Source organism: Phytomonospora sp. NPDC050363 (genome assembly GCF_040655735.1).
Lineage (GTDB): Bacteria > Actinomycetota > Actinomycetes > Mycobacteriales > Micromonosporaceae > Phytomonospora.
In genome coordinates this window covers 1-16617 of sequence record NZ_JBFAKK010000010.1, presented here as the reverse complement: position 1 = coordinate 16617, position 16617 = coordinate 1, and the positions used below count along the sequence as shown (strand labels likewise).

Annotated in this window: 12 protein-coding genes and 1 tRNA gene; 10 read left to right on the top strand and 3 right to left on the bottom strand. The window is 71.0% G+C overall.

Annotation, left to right across the window (positions count from 1 at the left end; genetic code table 11):
* Positions 1-103: 103 nt before the first annotated feature.
* Positions 104-2407, top strand: coding sequence for a glycosyl hydrolase family 18 protein (locus AB0I28_RS25375; RefSeq protein ID WP_357497301.1), 2304 nt, complete (start codon positions 104-106; stop codon positions 2405-2407).
* Between the two features lie 54 nt (positions 2408-2461).
* On the opposite strand, the gene AB0I28_RS25370 is transcribed toward AB0I28_RS25375, so the two are convergent.
* Positions 2462-2812, bottom strand: a complete 351-nt coding sequence (locus tag AB0I28_RS25370) for a VOC family protein (RefSeq protein ID WP_357497299.1) — start codon at positions 2810-2812, stop codon at positions 2462-2464.
* A 158-nt stretch (positions 2813-2970) separates the two neighbouring features.
* On the opposite strand from AB0I28_RS25370, the gene AB0I28_RS25365 reads away from it, so the two are divergent.
* The 5 genes from AB0I28_RS25365 (at position 2971) to AB0I28_RS25345 (ending at position 10452) form a co-directional block, all read left to right on the top strand.
* Positions 2971-3831, top strand: a complete 861-nt coding sequence (locus tag AB0I28_RS25365) for a sterol desaturase family protein (protein WP_357497297.1) — start codon at positions 2971-2973, stop codon at positions 3829-3831.
* Positions 3828-4514 carry a lysoplasmalogenase gene (locus tag AB0I28_RS25360; protein ID WP_357497295.1) on the top strand — a complete coding sequence of 229 codons (687 nt, stop codon included), beginning with the start codon at positions 3828-3830 and terminating at the stop codon, positions 4512-4514. Before AB0I28_RS25365 ends, AB0I28_RS25360 begins: the two co-directional genes overlap by 4 nt.
* 76 nt (positions 4515-4590) lie before the next feature.
* A complete protein-coding gene (locus AB0I28_RS25355) occupies positions 4591-9126 on the top strand; it encodes a condensation domain-containing protein (RefSeq protein WP_357497293.1) in 4536 nt (1511 codons plus the stop codon).
* 10 nt (positions 9127-9136) lie between these two features.
* The gene (locus tag AB0I28_RS25350; RefSeq protein WP_357497291.1) at positions 9137-9766 is read left to right on the top strand and encodes an MBL fold metallo-hydrolase; all 630 of its coding nucleotides are present in this window, start codon (positions 9137-9139) and stop codon (positions 9764-9766) included.
* Positions 9767-9786: 20 nt separating this feature from the next.
* A complete protein-coding gene (locus AB0I28_RS25345; protein ID WP_357497290.1) occupies positions 9787-10452 on the top strand; it encodes a phosphotransferase in 666 nt (221 codons plus the stop codon).
* Here AB0I28_RS25345 and AB0I28_RS25340 read toward each other — a convergent pair.
* Positions 10423-11247, bottom strand: coding sequence for an HAD hydrolase family protein (locus AB0I28_RS25340; protein WP_357497286.1), 825 nt, complete (start codon positions 11245-11247; stop codon positions 10423-10425). The two genes, AB0I28_RS25345 and AB0I28_RS25340, sit on opposite strands and share 30 nt — an antisense overlap.
* Before the next feature lie 39 nt (positions 11248-11286).
* Here AB0I28_RS25340 and AB0I28_RS25335 point away from each other — a divergent pair, with 39 nt between their 5' ends.
* Positions 11287-12831, top strand: a complete 1545-nt coding sequence (locus AB0I28_RS25335; RefSeq protein ID WP_357497284.1) for a gamma-glutamyltransferase — start codon at positions 11287-11289, stop codon at positions 12829-12831.
* A gap of 7 nt (positions 12832-12838) precedes the next feature.
* On the opposite strand, the gene AB0I28_RS25330 is transcribed toward AB0I28_RS25335, so the two are convergent.
* Complete coding sequence (locus AB0I28_RS25330; RefSeq protein WP_357497282.1) at positions 12839-13333, bottom strand: MarR family transcriptional regulator; 495 nt, start codon at positions 13331-13333, stop codon at positions 12839-12841.
* Between the two features lie 114 nt (positions 13334-13447).
* On the opposite strand from AB0I28_RS25330, the gene AB0I28_RS25325 reads away from it, so the two are divergent.
* The 3 genes from AB0I28_RS25325 to AB0I28_RS25315 all read left to right on the top strand — a co-directional run bounded on the left by AB0I28_RS25325 (position 13448) and on the right by AB0I28_RS25315 (position 16207).
* The gene (locus AB0I28_RS25325; protein ID WP_357497280.1) at positions 13448-14353 is read left to right on the top strand and encodes an ABC transporter ATP-binding protein; all 906 of its coding nucleotides are present in this window, start codon (positions 13448-13450) and stop codon (positions 14351-14353) included.
* On the top strand, positions 14350-15954 hold the full coding sequence (locus AB0I28_RS25320) for an ABC transporter permease (protein WP_357497278.1): 1605 nt from the start codon (positions 14350-14352) through the stop codon (positions 15952-15954). The genes AB0I28_RS25325 and AB0I28_RS25320 overlap by 4 nt, the downstream gene beginning before the upstream one ends.
* Before the next feature lie 178 nt (positions 15955-16132).
* A tRNA-Val gene (locus AB0I28_RS25315) sits at positions 16133-16207 on the top strand.
* Positions 16208-16617: the final 410 nt, after the last annotated feature.

Genomic DNA, 16617 nt, shown 5'->3' with positions numbered 1-16617 from the left:
CCCGTGAGTCCATCCTGGACGTATTGACAGTAAAGTTTCCCGAGAGTAGCGTCGATCCTCATCTCCGCAGGCCATCCCCTGCCTGAGCAGAGAGAGACGAGCCATGAAGCGATCCCTCGTGCGGCACTGGACCCGGGTCCTCGCCGTCGGCACGGCCATCCTGTTAGCACTGTCCTCACTGGTCGTGACGGCCGCTCCGGCCGCCGCCGCGGCCGGTCTGACCGCCACCTTCTCGGCCACCAGCTACGGGTCCTGGTGGATGGGCAAGTTCGTGGTCGCCAATCCCACCGCCGCGGCGATCAACGGCTGGACGCTCGAGTACCGGCTCCCGGCCGGCACCGGCGTCGAGGGCCACTGGAACGGCACCGGCACCGCGAAGGCCGACAACACCTACTCGGTGGTCAACGCCCACTACAACGGCAACCTCGCGGCGGGCCGCAACACCGAGCCCTACAGCTACTACTTCATCTCCTACTCCCCCATGACCTCGCCGGTCTCCTGCCGCGTCAACGGCAACAAGTGCGACGGCTCGGCCGACGCCCCGCCCGGCACGCCCTCCGGTCTGGCCGTGGGCGCCCGCACGACGACGCGCATCACGCTCAACTGGACCGCCGCGGCCGGCGGCGACTTCCCGGTGGCCGGCTACGACGTCTTCGTCGGCGGCGAACAGAAGGCGTCGACCACGACCCCCTCTGCCACCCTCACCGGCCTGACGCCCAACACGTCCTACCAGATCACCGTGAGGTCGAAGGACACCCGCGGCAACACCTCGCCGCAGAGCGCGCCCGTGACCGGCGCGACCAGGAACCCCGCCGACGACACCACCGCCCCCACCGCGCCCGGCAACCTGCGCAGCACCGCGCGCACCTCCACGACCGTCGACCTCGCCTGGAACCCCTCGACCGACGCCGGCGGGATCTTCGCCTACGAGGTCTACGTCAACGGCGCCCTCAACAACACCGTCACGGGAACCGCCTACAAGGTCTTGAACCTCCAGCCCTCGACGGAATACGCCTTCACGGTCAAAGCCCGCGACGTCTACGACAACCTCTCCCCCGCGAGCGCGGCGTTGAAGGTGACCACCGACGACCCGATCGGCGCGGGCGCGTACGCGCGCGTCGGGTACTTCCCGCAGTGGGGCATCTACGGTCGCCAGTTCTTCGTGCGCAACCTCCAGACCTCTGGGGCGGCGGCCAAGCTCACGCACATCAACTACGCCTTCTCGAACCTCAATCCGACCAACTTCACCTGCATGAACGGTGTCACCAAGGGCACGACGCAAAATCCCGCCGATCCCGACCAGGGCACCGGCGCGGGTGACGCCGAGGCCGACTACGGCCGCGGTTTCAGCGCGGGCCAGTCCGTCGACGGCGTGGCCGACACCGGATGGGAGCCGCTGCGCGGGAACTTCAACCAGCTCAAGAAGCTCAAGAAGCTCAACCCGAAGCTCAAGGTCATGATGTCGCTCGGCGGCTGGACCTACTCGAAGTTCTTCCACGACGCCGCCCTCACCCCGGCCCGCCGGGAGGCCTTCGTCAAGTCGTGTGTCGACCTCTACATCAAGGGCGACCTGCCGCTCTACAACGGCGCGGGCGGCCCCGGGACGGGCGCGGGCGTCTTCGACGGCATCGACCTCGACTGGGAGTGGCCGGGCGCCGAAGGGCATCCGGGCAACCACTGGGGCCCCGAGGACAAGGCCAACAACACCGCCCTGATCGCCGAGTTCCGGCGGCAGCTCGACCTCGCCGGAGCGGCCACCAACACGCACTACCAGCTCACCGCGTTCACACCCGCCGACCAGGCGAAGATCGACGCCGGCTGGGACATCACCACCGCCGACGGCACTCCGAGCGTCTTCGACTACCTCGACTTCGCCAACGTCCAGGGCTACGACTTCCACGGCGCGGGCAGCGACAACTCGTGGGAGCCCAACCGGACCGGCCACCAGGCCAACATCGACGTCGACGCACAGGACCCCTACGACTTCCACTTCTCGGTCGTCGACGCGATCCAGATCTACCTCGACGCGGGCGTCAACCCGCGCAAGCTCACCATCGGCATCCCGTTCTACGGCCGCGGCTGGCAGGGCGTCGCCGACGGCGGGGTGCACGGCGAATGGCAGGCGGCCAACGGCGCGGCCCCCGGCCAGTTCGCCGAGGAGGCGGGCGTACGGGGGTACGCCAATCTCCTCGCCTCGGTCCCCAACTGCACCGTGTATCACGACGAACAGGCCATGGCGACCTACTGCTACACCGGGAACGGCGGCCAATGGTGGTCGTATGACGATCCCTGGCTCATCGCCAAGAAGACCGCCTGGCTCAAGCAGCAGAACCTGCTCGGCGTGATGATCTGGGAGATGTCGGGAGACAACGGCACTCTCATGAACGCGGTCCACAGTGGTCTGTGACCGAACGGCGGTGGCGCCCGGGGACCCGGGCGTCACCGCCACCCTCGCGCGAGTTCAGATCTTCGGCCGGTAGGTGCCGAAGTACCACTCGTTCCCTTCGAGGTCGAGGGCGGCGTAATCCCGCGAACCGTAGTCCTGGTCGCTGAGCTCGCGCGTGACGCGCGCCCCGGCCGCGACGGCACGGGCGTGGTGGGCGTCGGCGTCCTCGACGACGACGTACACCCCCGAGGTCTCCTTGTGCTCGCGGCCGAGCATGATCACGCCGTCGCCGTAGCTCATCTCGGCGTGCACGATCTCGCCCTCGGCCTCGTGGACCTCCAGCTCCTGGAAGCCGAACGCCTCCGCGAGCCACTTCAGCGCGGCTCGCTGGTCGCGGTACCCGATGATCGGGCTGATGGTCACCATGTCGTCTCCTCGTCAGTGGGCGGACGACCCCGAGCCCATTGTCGCCAGCGGGTACGACGAAAGTGCGGCCTTGCCGGATAAGCACCGGCGAAATCCTGTGGTTACTAGTTGGTAACGAGGTCTGGTGCGCGAGCCCCGCACGGCGATAGCCTGCGGGCATGCCTGATCTGCCGGATGTCGTGCTGTGGTCGATCCCGGCGTTCGTGCTGCTCACGATCGTCGAGATCATCTCCTTCCGGATCCATCCCGACGACGACGAGGCCGGCTACGAAACGAAGGACACCGCCGCCAGCCTCTCCATGGGGCTCGGCAGCGTCTTCTTCGACCTGCTCTGGAAGATCCCCATCGTGGCCGTGCTGACCGGCTTCTACGCGCTCACACCGGCCCGGATCCCCCTGGAGTGGTGGACCTTCCCGCTGATCCTTCTGGCACAGGACTTCTTCTACTACTGGTCGCACCGGGGCCACCATGTGATCCGTGTGCTGTGGGCCTGCCACGTCGTGCACCACTCAAGCCGACGGTTCAACCTGTCGACTGCCCTGCGCCAGCCGTGGACCTCGCTGACCTCGTGGATCTTCTATGTCCCGATGGTCCTCGCCGGGGTCTCCCCCGCGGTGCTGGCCTTCTGCTCCTCGGTGAACCTCGTCTACCAGTTCTGGATCCACACCGAGCGCGTCGACCGGCTCCCCCGGCCCTTTGAGTTCCTCCTCAACACCCCCTCGCACCACCGGGTGCACCACGCCTCCCAGGGCGGGTACCTCGACCGCAACTTCGGCGGGATCCTCATCGTCTGGGACCGGATGTTCGGGTCCTTCGCGCCCGAGGTGGAACGGCCGGTGTACGGCCTCACCAAGAACATCGAGACCTACAACCCGCTGCGTGTGGCCACCCACGAGTACGTCTCCATCACCCGCGACGTCGTGGGCGCCGCGAACTGGCGCGACCGGCTCGGCTACCTCTTCCGCGGCCCCGGCTGGCGCCCCGCGACCGCCCCCGACAGCGAACGGACGACCGCGTGAAGGCCTCCATCCCGCGGGCGGCGCTGTTCGCCGTCACCGCCGTCCACCTCCTCGCGCTCGCCGTCGACTGGGACCTCGCCGCGACGATCACCAAGCCGCTGCTCATGCCGCTGCTGGCCGCCTACGCGTGGCTGGCCGCGCGTCCCGACCGGCCGCGACTGCTGGTCGCGGCCGTGCTGTGCGGCTGGGCCGGCGACGTGCTCCTCCAGTTCGACGTCGAGACGGCCTTCCTCGCCGGAATGGGCGCCTTCGCCGCCGGGCACGTCTGCTACCAGGTGCTCTTCGCCAAGGGGTGGCGCACCCGCCGCGCCAAGATCGCACTGATCCCGTACGGCATCGTGTGGGCGGCGATCCTGGCGGTCCTGTGGCCGGGACTCGGCGACCTGCGCGTCCCGGTCGCCTTCTACAGCCTGCTGCTGGCCGCCACCGCCGTCGTCGCCGTCGGGATCAGCACGCGGGCGGCCGTGGGCGGGGCGCTGTTCCTCGTCTCCGACACGCTCATCGCGTTCGGCATCGCCGACCTCCCCCGGCCGCCGGCGGTCGATGTGCTGATCATGGCGACCTACGTGGCCGGACAGTACCTGCTGGTGACGGGAGCGCCCGTGATGAACAGGCGAGCGCCGGCACTGACGCCGTCCCGTCATGACGTGGTCACCCAGCCGGGCACTCCCCCGGAGAGCTGAGTCGGGTCGACTGAACCTGGGCGTCCGTGGCGCGGTCGGGTAAGAATGCAGATCCTCCGCAAGAACGGATCCGCTCATGAGCAACCCCGCAGCGCCGCCCCCGGCGTTCGTGTACGCCGGACCGGAGTCCTCCGTCGGCGACGCCACCGGCCTCATCGAGGCTCACGAGGAGTTCGCCGAGATCCTCGACCGCTGCGCGGTCGCCTACCGGGAGGTGACCGGCGCCAACCTGCGCGGACGCCTCGCCTTCCCCGACCCCGAGTGGCCGACCGACATCGCCCAGCCCGTGCTGGTCTCGCTCCAGCTCGCGCTGACCGCCGTCCTCGACGTGGTCAAGATCCGGCCGGGCGTCGTGCACGGCCACGGCGTCGGCGAGCTGGCCGCGCTGGTCACCGCGGGGGCGATGGACCTGGAGGACGCGGTACGACTGGCGGCCTACCGAGGGCGCCTGATGCAGGAGTACGGCGAGCCGGCCGGGCTGCTCGAAGTGCGCGTGGACGCCGCCGGCGCCGACAACCTGCTGGCGCACCTGCCCGGCCTCGAACTCGCCGCGGTGGTCGCCGACGAACTGCGGATCGTCGCGGGCCCCCTGGAAGTGGCCGAGAGCGCCGAGCGGTGGTGCGAGTCGGTGGGCACGTCGTTTCGGCGGCTGCCGGGAACGCGCGCGTTCCACACCTCGCTGGTCGAGCCCGCCCTCGCCGAACTGGAGCCGACGCTGGCCGCGATCAGGTTCCGCCCGACGCTGCTACCGGTCGTCAGCGGCGTCGACGGCTCGGTCCGCGAGCCCGGCTGGCTGCCCGACGCCGACTACCTGCGCGACCAGTCGCGCCTGCCGGTGCGCTTCGACCTCGCGCTCAACGCGCTGCTCGGCTCGGGCGCCGAGACGGTCTTCGAGGTCGGTCCCGGCGGCGTGCGCGCCGACATCGCCGGCCACGACGAAGCGGGAACCATCATCACGCAACGGCACGAACGGGGGCGGTTGCGGCCGAGGTGGCACGGGGAAGGCAATCTGTACTACGCGGGTGCTCCCCTGGACGCGCCGGCCGACCAGTCCGTCTCCGAGACTTCACCGAGGAACGCCACTGTGACACCCACGGCCACCGGCACGACGCTTCACACGGACGAGCCCGTCACCGTCCGGCTCGACCCGCCGGTGGACGCGACCCCCGCCCCGGTCCGGTACGAGCTCATCGACCGGCACCGTGCGCTGATGGCCGAGCAGTCGCGGATCCTCGCCACGCTCACCGCCGCCACCGACACCCGCGAGGCGCCGTTCGCGGTGAGCCTGTGGCTCACCGGCGGCTGCGCCGAGCCGTTCCCCCGCGTCCGCGACCTCGTCGCCTTCGCCGACGAGTACGGGCTGCGCGCGGTCTGGCTGCCCGACCCGGCCGCGCCCCTCGCCGCGTCGATGGCGCCGGCGACCTCGACGGTCCTGCTCAACGGTCTCTACGACGGCGGCAAGGCCGCGCGGACGGTCGCCGAGTGGTCCATCGTCGCGGCCGCCTCGGGTGGGCGGACCGCCATCGGCTTCCCCTCCCGCGACGGACACGACGTGTATCCAGGGGTGGCGCAGATCCGGCGGCTGTGGAAGTCGCCGCCGCCGATGTTCGCCGTCCTCGACGGGGAGACGGAGAGCCTGCGGCGAGCGGCGAAGCTCGGACTCGACGTGCTCGCCGACCTGCGCGGCCGCGACGTCGTCGACCTCGCCCGCGACCTGGCGCTCTACCGCCGCGCCCGCGAGGAGAACGGCCACGACCGCGACGGCGGCCGGGTCGTGGTCATCGCTCCCCCGCCGTCGAGCGTGCCGGAGGCGTCGGCGCTGCTCACCGACCTGCGAGCCGCAGGGGCGCACGAGTTCGCCTGCGTCGTCGACCTCGAACTCGACCTCGGCCTCGAACCGCTCGTCGTCGCCGAGGCCGTGCTGGCGCCGAAGACCGCTCCGCTGGCGGTCGCGCCCGCGCCGGAGCCGCCTGCGGCGCTGGCGCTGCCGCCCGCCGAGCCGCCGGTGGTGCCCGCTGCCGAGCCCGAACCGGAACCGGCGCCCGAAGTAGTCGCGGCCCCCGAGCCGGAGCCCGAACCCGCGCCAGAACCAGAACCTGAACCCGAAGAGGAGCCCGAGGAGGAACCCGGCCCCGAACCGGTCTCCGCCCCGCTCTCCCCCGCGCAGCGCGCCCTGTGGCACACGCGCTCCGACCAGCCGGGCCGTTCGCGTGCCGTCCAGTTCGACGGCCCCCTCACCGTCTCGGCCCTCGCGAAGGCCGTCCAGACCGTCGTCGACCGCCACGACACCCTCCGCTCCGTCTTCACCGAGGTCGACGGGGTCCCCGTGCAGACCGTGTGGCCCAAGACCTCCGTAGAACTCCCCGTCATCGAACTCGGCGGCTACCACGAGGGCACCGCCGTCCGGCACGCCCTGAGCACCGCCAACTCCACCGATCCCGGCGACGGCCCGGCCGTGGCGTTCCAGCTGCTGCGCTTCAGCTACACCAGGCACGTCCTGCTGTGCGCCTTCCACCCGCTGGCCACCGACCCCTGGTCCTACCCCGTTCTGGCGCGCGAGGTCTCCGAGGTCTACCGGGCCGCGCTGGCCGACGAGGACGCCGGGCTGCCGCCCCTGTCGATCGGCTACGCCGACTACTCCGCCGAGCGGGCCGAGGTCCCCACCGACCCCGCCTCACTGGCCTACTGGACGCAGAGGTTCGCCGACCCCGTGCCGCCGCTCGACCTGCCCACCGACCGGACGCGACCGGAGAACCCGTCGACGGCCGCCGCCAGCGTCACCGTCGAGGTCTCCGCGCAGCTGACCGAACGGATCCGCGCGCTGAGCGCCGAGGCGATGGTCGCGGTGCCCACGACCCTGCTGACCGCCTTCGCGGCCATGCTCTACCAGCATTCCGGCCGCACCGACGTGGTCGTCGGCGCCGACATCCCCGGCCGCGACGAGCGTTCCGAGCCGCTGTTCGGCCCCTTCTCCCGGGTCATCCCGATGCGACTCGACCTCACCGGCGACCCCAGCTTCCGCGAACTCGTCGACCGTGTGCAGGAGACGACCGGCTCGGCCTACTCGCACTCCTCGGTGCCGCTCGACGAACTCACCGAGGCCGTCACCGCCAAGGGCGGCACCCCGCCCGAGGCGGTCATCGAGTTCGACGGCGGCGTCTTCGATCCGGCCCTGCCGGGCGTGCGGACCACCGTCCTCGACGCGCCCGCCGACCCGCTCGCCGGCGACCTGCGCCTGCGGGTCTGGCAGCGCGACGGCCTGCGCTGGTGGCTCGACTACCGCACCGACGTCTTCGGCGAGGAGGTCGCCACCGCCTACCTGACCTCACTGCTGGAGCTGCTCCACCTCGCCGTCGAGGAGCCCGACGCTCCGCTGTCGACGATCCTCGGACTCGGCCGCCGCCCCGCGCCCGCGCTGCTCGGCCCGCTGATGCCGCCGTCCACCGACAGCCTCCACCGCCTCTTCGAACTCCAGGTCGCCGCGACCCCGCAGTCCGAGGCGATCGTGGCCGGCGAGGTCCGCTGGACCTACCGCCGCCTCCAGGAGCGCGCCGCCGAGCTCGCCGAGTTCCTCCAGTCGCACGGGATCGTCGCCGGAGACCTCGTCGGAGTGTGCCTGCCGCGAACGCCGGACCTGATCGCGGCTCAACTCGCCGCACTGCGGCTGGGCGCGGCCTTCCTTCCTCTCGACCCGGGGCAGCCCGAGGAGCGGCTGCGGTACATGGTCGCCGAAAGCTGGGCGCGACTGGTGCTGTCCACCCGCGAGCTGTCGTCGGTGCAGGCCGGTGAGTCCATCGTGTACGTCGAGGACGCCGTCGCGGGCATCTCGGCGCTGCCGGAGGTCGCCGTCGACCCCGAGCAGACCGCCTACGTCGTCTACTCCAACCAGCCCGGCGAACCGTCGCGGCCGGTCGCCGTCCCGCACCGGGCGGTGGTCAACACCGTCCGCTGGGGCATGACGACCCTCGGGCTCGCCTCCGGCGACAACGTCAGCCACCAGCTGGGCCTCGACATGGACGTCAATCTCGCCGAGATCTACCCGGCGCTGATCGCCGGGGCGACCGTCCACATGGCACCCGAGGGCCTCGGGAACGACCCGGTCGAGGTGACGCTGTGGTGGACCGAGCACAACATCACCGTGGCGTGCCTGCCCACGCGCCTCGCCGAGAAGGTGTTCGCCCGGCCCCTCCCCGACGGCAACCGGCTGCGGTTCCTGCTCGTCGGGGGCGGGCGGGTCCGCAGGCGCCCGGCGATCTCCTTCCCGACCGTGTTCAGCATGTACGGGGTGCCGGAGAACGCGATAGTCACGATCGTGTCGATCCTCGCGCAGGACGGCGAGGACTCACCGGACATCGGCCTGACCGTGGACAACAACCGTCTCTACATCGTCGACCGCCACGGCGGCCCGGCCCGGCCCGGTGTGCCCGGTGAGCTGTGGATCGGCGGCGCCGGTATCGCCCGCGGGTACCCCGGCGACGCCGACGCCACCCGGGAGAGGTTCATCCCCGACCCGGAAGTGCCCGGCGGCCTGCTCTTCCGCACCGGCGACCAGGTGCGGCTGCGCGGCGACGGGGATCTGGAGTTCTGCGGACGGGTTCCGGCGCGGTCGTAAGCTCTTCGGCATGCGAATGGTCAAGTACACCCACGCCTGCGTCCGCTTCGAGAAGGACGCGGTCCTGGTCGTCGACCCCGGTTGCTGGTCCGAGCCGGAGGCGCTGAGCCAGGTGTCGGCGATCCTCGTGACCCACGAGCACAACGACCACGTCGACGAGCGGCTCGTCGCCGAGGCGGTCGCGGCGAATCCTGAACTGCGGATCTTCGGCCCGGGACAGGCCCTCGCACCGCTGGCCGGCCTCGGCGCTCGCGTGACCCCGGTGGAGACCGGGGAGTCCTTCGAGGCCGCCGGTTTCCGGATCCGGGCCTTCGGGGGACGCCACGCCGACGTGTGGGACGGGCGGCCCGGCGTGGCGAACCTCGGCTACCTGATCGAGGACGCCGTCTACGTACCCGGAGACTCGCTCGAACCCCCGGGGGTGGAGGTGGAGACCCTTTTCGTTCCCCTCCAGGCGTCGTGGATGAAACTCGCCGAGGCCATCGCCTTCGCCAGGGCCGTCGCTCCTCGCCGTGCACATCCCATCCACGACGGCCAGATGCACGATCGCGGCCACGGCAGCGCCGACCACTGGCTCACCCGCGAGTCGGGCGCGGACTACTCACGGCAACCGATCGGGGTTGCGTTCGGCCTGTCCTGACCGGGGTACATCATTGCCGCGTGGAACTGATCGGGAAAGGCCGCGACGCCGACGTATACGCGCTCGACGACGCGCGAGTCCTCCGCCGATACCGCGCCGGCGGGTCGACCGACGACGAGGCCCGGCTCATGGAATACCTGGCCGGGCACGGCTTTCCCGTCCCCACCGTGCACGACTCCGACGGCGCCGACATCGTCCTCGACCGCCTGCGCGGCCCGACGATGACGAAGGCCGCCACCTCCCGGCCATGGCTCGTCGCCCGCCACGGCCGCGTCCTCGCCGACCTGCACAACCGCCTGCACCGCATCCCGGCGCCCGGCTGGCTGCGCGGCCACGGCGAGTCCGGCGACCGGGTCCTGCACCTCGACCTGCACCCCGACAACGTCATGCTCACCCCCGACGGGCCGGTCGTCATCGACTGGCGCACCGCCCGTGCGGGCGATCCGGGCGTGGACGTCGCAGCGGTCCTGGTGCTGTTCAAGGTGATGCGCCCGCCGGTGCCCTGGTACCTCCAGGGGCCGATCGCGCTGGCGAAAGCGCCACTGCTGGCGGCGTTCCTGACGAAGGTCGAGGACGAACCGCGCGACGAGCACATCCACACAGTCCTCGGCCAGAAGCTGCACGACCCGAACCTGAGCCCCGCCGAGCGCGCGCGGCTACGCGACTGGTGGGAACGGATGGCCTGACAGCAGGGCCTCCAGTACGACCGCGACGCCGTCCTCCTCGCAGCCGAGAGTGTGGTCGGCGACGGCCGCCCTTACGTCGGGGTGGGCGTTGCCCATCGCGTAGGCGCGTCCGGCCCAGGCCAGCATCGGCAGGTCGTTCGGCATGTCCCCGAAGGCCACGACGTCGGCGGCGGTGAGACCACGGGCGGCGCAGAACTCGGCGAGGGTGGTGGCCTTGGTGACCCCGGCGGCGCTGATCTCCAGCAGACCCCGGCCACCGGAGTGGCTGACGACCACGTCGGCGGGGCCGACGGCCAGCGCGGCGGCGAGCATGTCGTCGACGTGCGCGGTGGTCGAGTGGGCGAGGACCTTCACGATCTGCCCGGCGGTGCTCAGCACGTCCTCCATGGTGGGCACGTGGACGCGCCGGTCGCCGACGCTGTCGACGCGGCTGTAGCCGGATTCGGCGACGACCTCGTAGCCGGTCTCGACGCCGAAGTGCGTGTCGGGAAGGGCCGGACGCAGCGCCTCGACGGCCTTGCGGGCGACGGGGACGGTCATGGTGCGCGTCTCCAGGACCTCACCGGTGGCGAAGTCGACGACCAGGGCGCCGTTGGAGCAAATGGCCAGGTCGCAGAACTCGGCGACGTCGGTGATCTCGGTGAACACCCGGGGTGGACGGGCGGTGACCGCGGCGAGCGTCATCCCTGCGGCACGCGCGGCGGACAGAACGGCACGGGTTCGGGCGGAGATCGTGCGATCGGCGAGGAGCAGGGTGCCGTCGAGATCGGTGGCGAGCAGGCGGGGAGGCGTCACCGGTCGATTATGGCGAATGATCTCGGTAGGGTGTCGGGCGTGACCGCCACCCAGTACGCCCCCAACGGAATGGTCTGCTCGGCCGACCGCCTCGCCTCCTCGGCCGGCGTCGCGGCTTTGCGCGCGGGCGGCTCGGCCGTCGACGCGGCGATCGCGGCCAACGCCGTCCTCGCCGTCACGGCCCCGCACCTGTGCGGGCTCGGCGGCGACCTGTTCGCCCTCGTGCACGACGGCGACGGGCCACCGGCGGCGCTGAACTCCTCCGGGCGGGCCGGGTCGGGCGCCGACCCGGCGGCGCTGCGCGCCGAGGGGCACGCGTCGATGCCGCTGTTCGGCGACATCCGCACGGTCACCGTCCCCGGTTGCGTCGACGGGTGGTTCGCCCTCCACGAGCGCTACGGGAAACTGCCGCTGACCGAACTGTTCGCCGAGGCCGTCGGCTATGCCGAGAAAGGGTTTCCCGCCTCGCCGCTGCTGGCCGGCGCCGTGGAACGGATCGCGGCGAACCCCGACGCGCGGGATCTCACCGCCGCCTCGAAGCCCGGCGCCCCGGTGCGCCGCCCCGGGGTCGGCCGGACCCTGCGGGCGATCGCCGAAGGCGGGCGGGACGCTTTCTACGGCGGCGAATTCGGCGCGGGGCTGCTGCGGATGGGCGGCGGACTGTTCTCCTCCGAGGACCTGGCCGGCCCCGTCGCCGACTGGACCGAGCCGTTGCGAGTCGCCGCGCTCGGACACGACGTGTGGACGATCGGCGCGAGCTCGCAGGGCTACCTGCTCCTCCTCGCGCTCGCCGTCGCCGACGGGCTCGACGTTCCGGCGGACCCCGACGACGCCGGGTGGGCGCACCTGCTCGTCGAGGCGGCCCGAGTCGCCGGCCACGACCGGCCCTCGGTCCTCCACGAGGACGCCGACCTCGCGGCGCTGCTCGCTCCCGGACATGTGGCCGAGCGCCGGGCGGCGATCGCGCCGGACCGGCGCCTGGACGTGCGCGACCTGACCGGTGACGGGGACACCACCTACCTCTGCGCGGTGGACGGCGACGGGATGGGGGTGTCGCTGATCCAGTCGAACGCGTCGGGATTCGGGTCCGGTCTCTTCGAGGCCGCCACGGGCATCGGGCTGCACAATCGCGGTCTGGGCTTCAACCTTCTCGATGGCCACCCGGCGGAGTTCCGGCCGGGCCGGCGGCCGCCGCACACGCTCGCACCGGCGCTCGTCACCCGCCCGGACGGGTCACTGCGGGCGGTGACCGGCACGATGGGCGGCGACACCCAGCCCCAGATCCTGCTGCAGCTGCTCACGCGGCTCCTGCGCGACGGGCAGTCGCCGGGTGCGGCGATGCGCGCCCCGCGCTGGCGGGTCGGCAATGTCACCGGCTTCGACACCTGGGCCGACGCCGACGCACCGATCGAGCTGGAGGAGGCGGCGCCGGTCTCCTGGGACGGCCTCGCCGAGCGCGGCCACCGGGTCGTGCGGACGGCGGCGACCTACGGGCACGCGCAGCTCATCGAGGTCCGTGAGGACGGGACGCGCGCCGGCGCGAGCGACCCGCGCGCGGTCGTCGGCGGAGCGGTGGGGCACTGACCTGCGCCTAGACCTCATCGTCGAGGCGGCGGCGGTCCAGTTCGTCGAGCATTCTCGGCATCAGGGCGTGCAGCGCCATGAAGGTGTCGGCGGCGTCGGCCAGGCGCCTGCCCGGGGCCGTGTCCTCGCCGAGGGTGTCGGCGCCCTCCTGCATCTTCTCGCCCCAGACGCGCAGGATGTCGTCACGTCTGCGCAGCATGGAGCTGAAAGGGTCGTCGTAGAGGCGGAAGACGTCCCGGCGGGAACCTGGCTCGCGGTCCCGTCGCAGCATGTCGACCTGGATCAGGTACCGCACGGCGCCCGAGATCGCGGCCGGGCTGGCCTGCAGCGCCTCGGCGAGTTCGGCGGCGGTCATGCCGTCCCCGTCGGCGACCATGAGCGCGCTGAACACGCGGGCGGGCATGCGGGCCATGCCCGCGACCACGAACTGGGAGGCGAGGCCTTCCCGGTATTCCGCCGCCCTCTCGTCCCGCTCGCTGGACGTCGGCGTCTCCTTCGGCATTTCGCCCCCTCGTCTCCGCAAATCCCGGCAAGGTTAGCCGGATACACGATCTTGACGGAATATTGACGCATCACAAGATTCATGAATTTGTGAAATAAGTGTAGCTTGAGAGGCATGGATACAGCCATCTCCGTATCAGGAGTGCACAAGCACTTCGGCCGCACACACGCCCTCGACGGCCTCGACCTGACGGTCGCCACCGGCGAGGTCCACGGCTTCCTCGGGCCCAACGGCGCCGGGAAGTCGACCACGATCCGCGTCCTGCTCGGCCTGCTGCGCGCCGACTCCGGCACGGCGACCCTGCTCGGTGGCGATCCATGGCGCGACGCCACCGCACTGCACCGCCGCCTGGCCTACGTGTCCGGCGACGTCACCCTCTGGCCGGGCCTGTCCGGCGGCGAGATCATCGACCTCCTCGGGCGCCTGCGCGGCGGCCTCAACAAGAAGCGCCGCGACGACCTGGTCGAACGCTTCGAACTCGACCCGCGCAAGAAGGCGCGCACCTACTCCAAGGGCAACCGGCAGAAGGTCGGCCTCATCGCCGCCCTCGCCTCCGACGTCGAACTGCTCCTCCTCGACGAGCCGACCTCAGGGCTCGACCCGCTGATGGAGGCCATCTTCCAGGACTGCATCAAGGAGGAGAAGGACGGCGGCCGCACGGTCCTGCTGTCCAGCCACATCCTCGCCGAGGTCGAGTCCCTGTGCGACCGGGTGAGCATCATCCGCAACGGCAAGACCGTCGAGACCGGCACCCTCTCGGACCTGCGGCACCTGACCCGCACCTCCATCTCGGCCGAACTCGCCGCTCCCCCGACCGGACTGGAGGGCCTCACCGGCATCCACGACCTCGCCGTCGACGGCAGCCTGGTCAAGTTCGAGGTCGACACCCACGAACTCGACGCCGCGATCAAGGCCCTCACGGCCTTCGGTATACGCGGGCTCACCAGCCAGCCCCCTACCCTTGAGGAACTCTTCCTGCGCCACTACGAGGACGAGCTCAACGGGGGGCGAGCCGCATGACCGCCCTCGCGGGCACCGGCTCGCTGATCCGCCTGGCGCTGCGACGCGACCGCGTCCTCCTGCCGATCTGGCTGGTGCTGTTCGTCCTGATCGTCCAGTCCTCGGCCTCGGCCTGGGGCGCGCTCTACGACACGGCCGAGGAACGGGCCTCGATCATCGCCCAGATCGGCACCAACCCCACCTTCAAGGCGCTGTACGGACTCAACTACGGCGACAGCTCCGAGGCGCTCTTCGTGTGGCGCTACGGTGCCACGATCGGCGTGTTCGTCGCCCTGATGAGCCTGCTCATCGTCGTGCGCCACACCCGGGCCGAAGAGGAGAGCGGACGGCTCGAACTGGTCAGCGCCGGCGTGGTCGGAAGGCTGGCGGCGCTCACGTCCAGCCTGATCGTCGTCTTCGCCGCCAACCTCGTGCTGGCGGCGGCCGTCACCGCAATCCTCGCCGGGGCCGGATTCGACGCGGTCGGATCGCTCGCCTTCGCGCTCGGCCTCGCGCTGGCCGGAATGCTCTTCGCGACCATCGCCGGCCTCACCGCGCAGGTCACCGAGTCGGCGCGCTTCGCCAACGCCCTGGCCGGGATCGTCCTCGGCGCGACCTACCTCCTGCGCGCCCTCGGCGACACCTCCGCCGACAGCGGCCTCGGCTGGCTGTCGTGGCTGTCCCCGACCGGCTGGGCGGCACGGCTCAAGCCCTTCGCCGGCGACGAGTGGTGGGTCGTCGGGCTGTTCGCGGTGAGCATCGCGGTGGTCGCCGCGGTCGCCTACGCGCTGAACCTCCGCCGCGACTTCGGCGCCGGGCTCATCGCGCCGCGCCCCGGCCCGACGCACGCCCGTCCCGGCCTCAAGTCCCCGCTGGCCCTGGCCTGGCGCCTCCAGCGCGGCCTCCTCTACGGGTGGATCGGCGGCTTCGTGTTCCTCGGCCTGGTCTTCGGCGGCGTCGCCAACGGCATCGACGACATCCTCGGCTCCAACCCGCAGATGACCGAGATCATCGCCAAGCTCGGCCAGGGCAGCCTCATCGAGATCTACATGGACATGGTCATGGGCATCGTCGCCCTGATCGTCTCCGTCTACTCGATCCAGGCGGCGCTGCGGCTGCGCGCCGAGGAGACCGGGCTGCTCGCCGAGCCGGTACTGGCGACCGCCGTCGGCAGGGTCAAGTGGGCGGCGAGCCACCTCGTCTTCGCCGTCCTCGGGCCGGCGCTGCTGCTGCTCGTCGGGGGCCTGGTCATGGGCCTCATCTACGGACTGGCCATCGACGACGTCGGCGGCCAGATCACCACGAGCGTCAAGAGCTCCCTCGTGCAGCTCCCGGCGGTGTGGGTTCTGACCGGCTTCGCGCTGTTGCTCTTCGGCTTCCTTCCGCGCCTGATCGCGGCCGCCTGGGCGGCGCTGGTGGTGTTCGTGCTGCTCGGACAGCTCGGCCCGATCCTGGAGCTCTCGCAGGGCGCCATGGACGTCTCGCCCTTCACGCACATCCCCAAGACCGGCGGCGACACGTTCAGCGCCGTCCCGCTGATCTGGCTGGTCGCCATCGCGCTGATCCTGTGCGCGGCCGGCCTGTTCGGATTCCGCCGCCGCGACCTCGCCACGGCCGGCTAGAAACCACGGCGGACGCATCGGCACGCAGTGGAGAGGCGGCCCCGGCAGATGCCGGCGGCCGCCTCGTCATCGCGGCAGCTCGCGGAAGTGGCACGCCGACCTCGATGCCCCCTCAGCCCCACCCCGGGGTATCGACGCGACGGGGCCGAGGGGCATCCGGTACAGTGATGCAGCGCCAGCGCGATTAGCTCAGCGGGAGAGCACTTCGTTCACACCGAAGGGGTCACTGGTTCGATCCCAGTATCGCGCACCATAGACGGCCAACTAGAACCACGGGCCAGTTCGACGCCCTGCAACAGGGTGGAAACACCGTTTGGCGCATTAGGGCCGCTTCCCGCAAGGGAGGCGGCCCTAATGCCGTCCTGGGCCACTTTGTTGCCAAACACAATCTCCTCGACCGACCTTGTCCGTGACCGCAGCTCATCCAGCTGCGCAAACGGCTCCCTCATCGCATGCCCAACGACCACATCGTCCTCGATCAGCAACTTCTCAAAGATCGCCTGGTTCAGCAAGCGACGCTGGTACCCACTGCACCGCCGGTACAGCTCCTGAGGTTCCCCCGGTTTGTCGGAGGGTTATGCGGGTGTTGGGATGGGTTGGTTCTGGTTGAGCCAGGCGGTTTCGTACTCGGCTGGCGATAGCCAGCCGAGACGCTGTTGGATT

What these genes read in the sequence shown, in the direction of transcription:
- AB0I28_RS25375 (WP_357497301.1), top strand. Translation starts at nt 104, where the DNA reads ATGAAGCGATCCCTCGTGCGGCACTGGACCCGGGTCCTCGCCGTCGGC.
- AB0I28_RS25370 (WP_357497299.1), bottom strand. Translation starts at nt 2,812, where the DNA reads ATGGTGACCATCAGCCCGATCATCGGGTACCGCGACCAGCGAGCCGCG.
- AB0I28_RS25365 (WP_357497297.1), top strand. Translation starts at nt 2,971, where the DNA reads ATGCCTGATCTGCCGGATGTCGTGCTGTGGTCGATCCCGGCGTTCGTG.
- AB0I28_RS25355 (WP_357497293.1), top strand. Translation starts at nt 4,591, where the DNA reads ATGAGCAACCCCGCAGCGCCGCCCCCGGCGTTCGTGTACGCCGGACCG.
- AB0I28_RS25350 (WP_357497291.1), top strand. Translation starts at nt 9,137, where the DNA reads ATGCGAATGGTCAAGTACACCCACGCCTGCGTCCGCTTCGAGAAGGAC.
- AB0I28_RS25330 (WP_357497282.1), bottom strand. Translation starts at nt 13,333, where the DNA reads ATGCCGAAGGAGACGCCGACGTCCAGCGAGCGGGACGAGAGGGCGGCG.
- AB0I28_RS25325 (WP_357497280.1), top strand. Translation starts at nt 13,448, where the DNA reads ATGGATACAGCCATCTCCGTATCAGGAGTGCACAAGCACTTCGGCCGC.
- AB0I28_RS25320 (WP_357497278.1), top strand. Translation starts at nt 14,350, where the DNA reads ATGACCGCCCTCGCGGGCACCGGCTCGCTGATCCGCCTGGCGCTGCGA.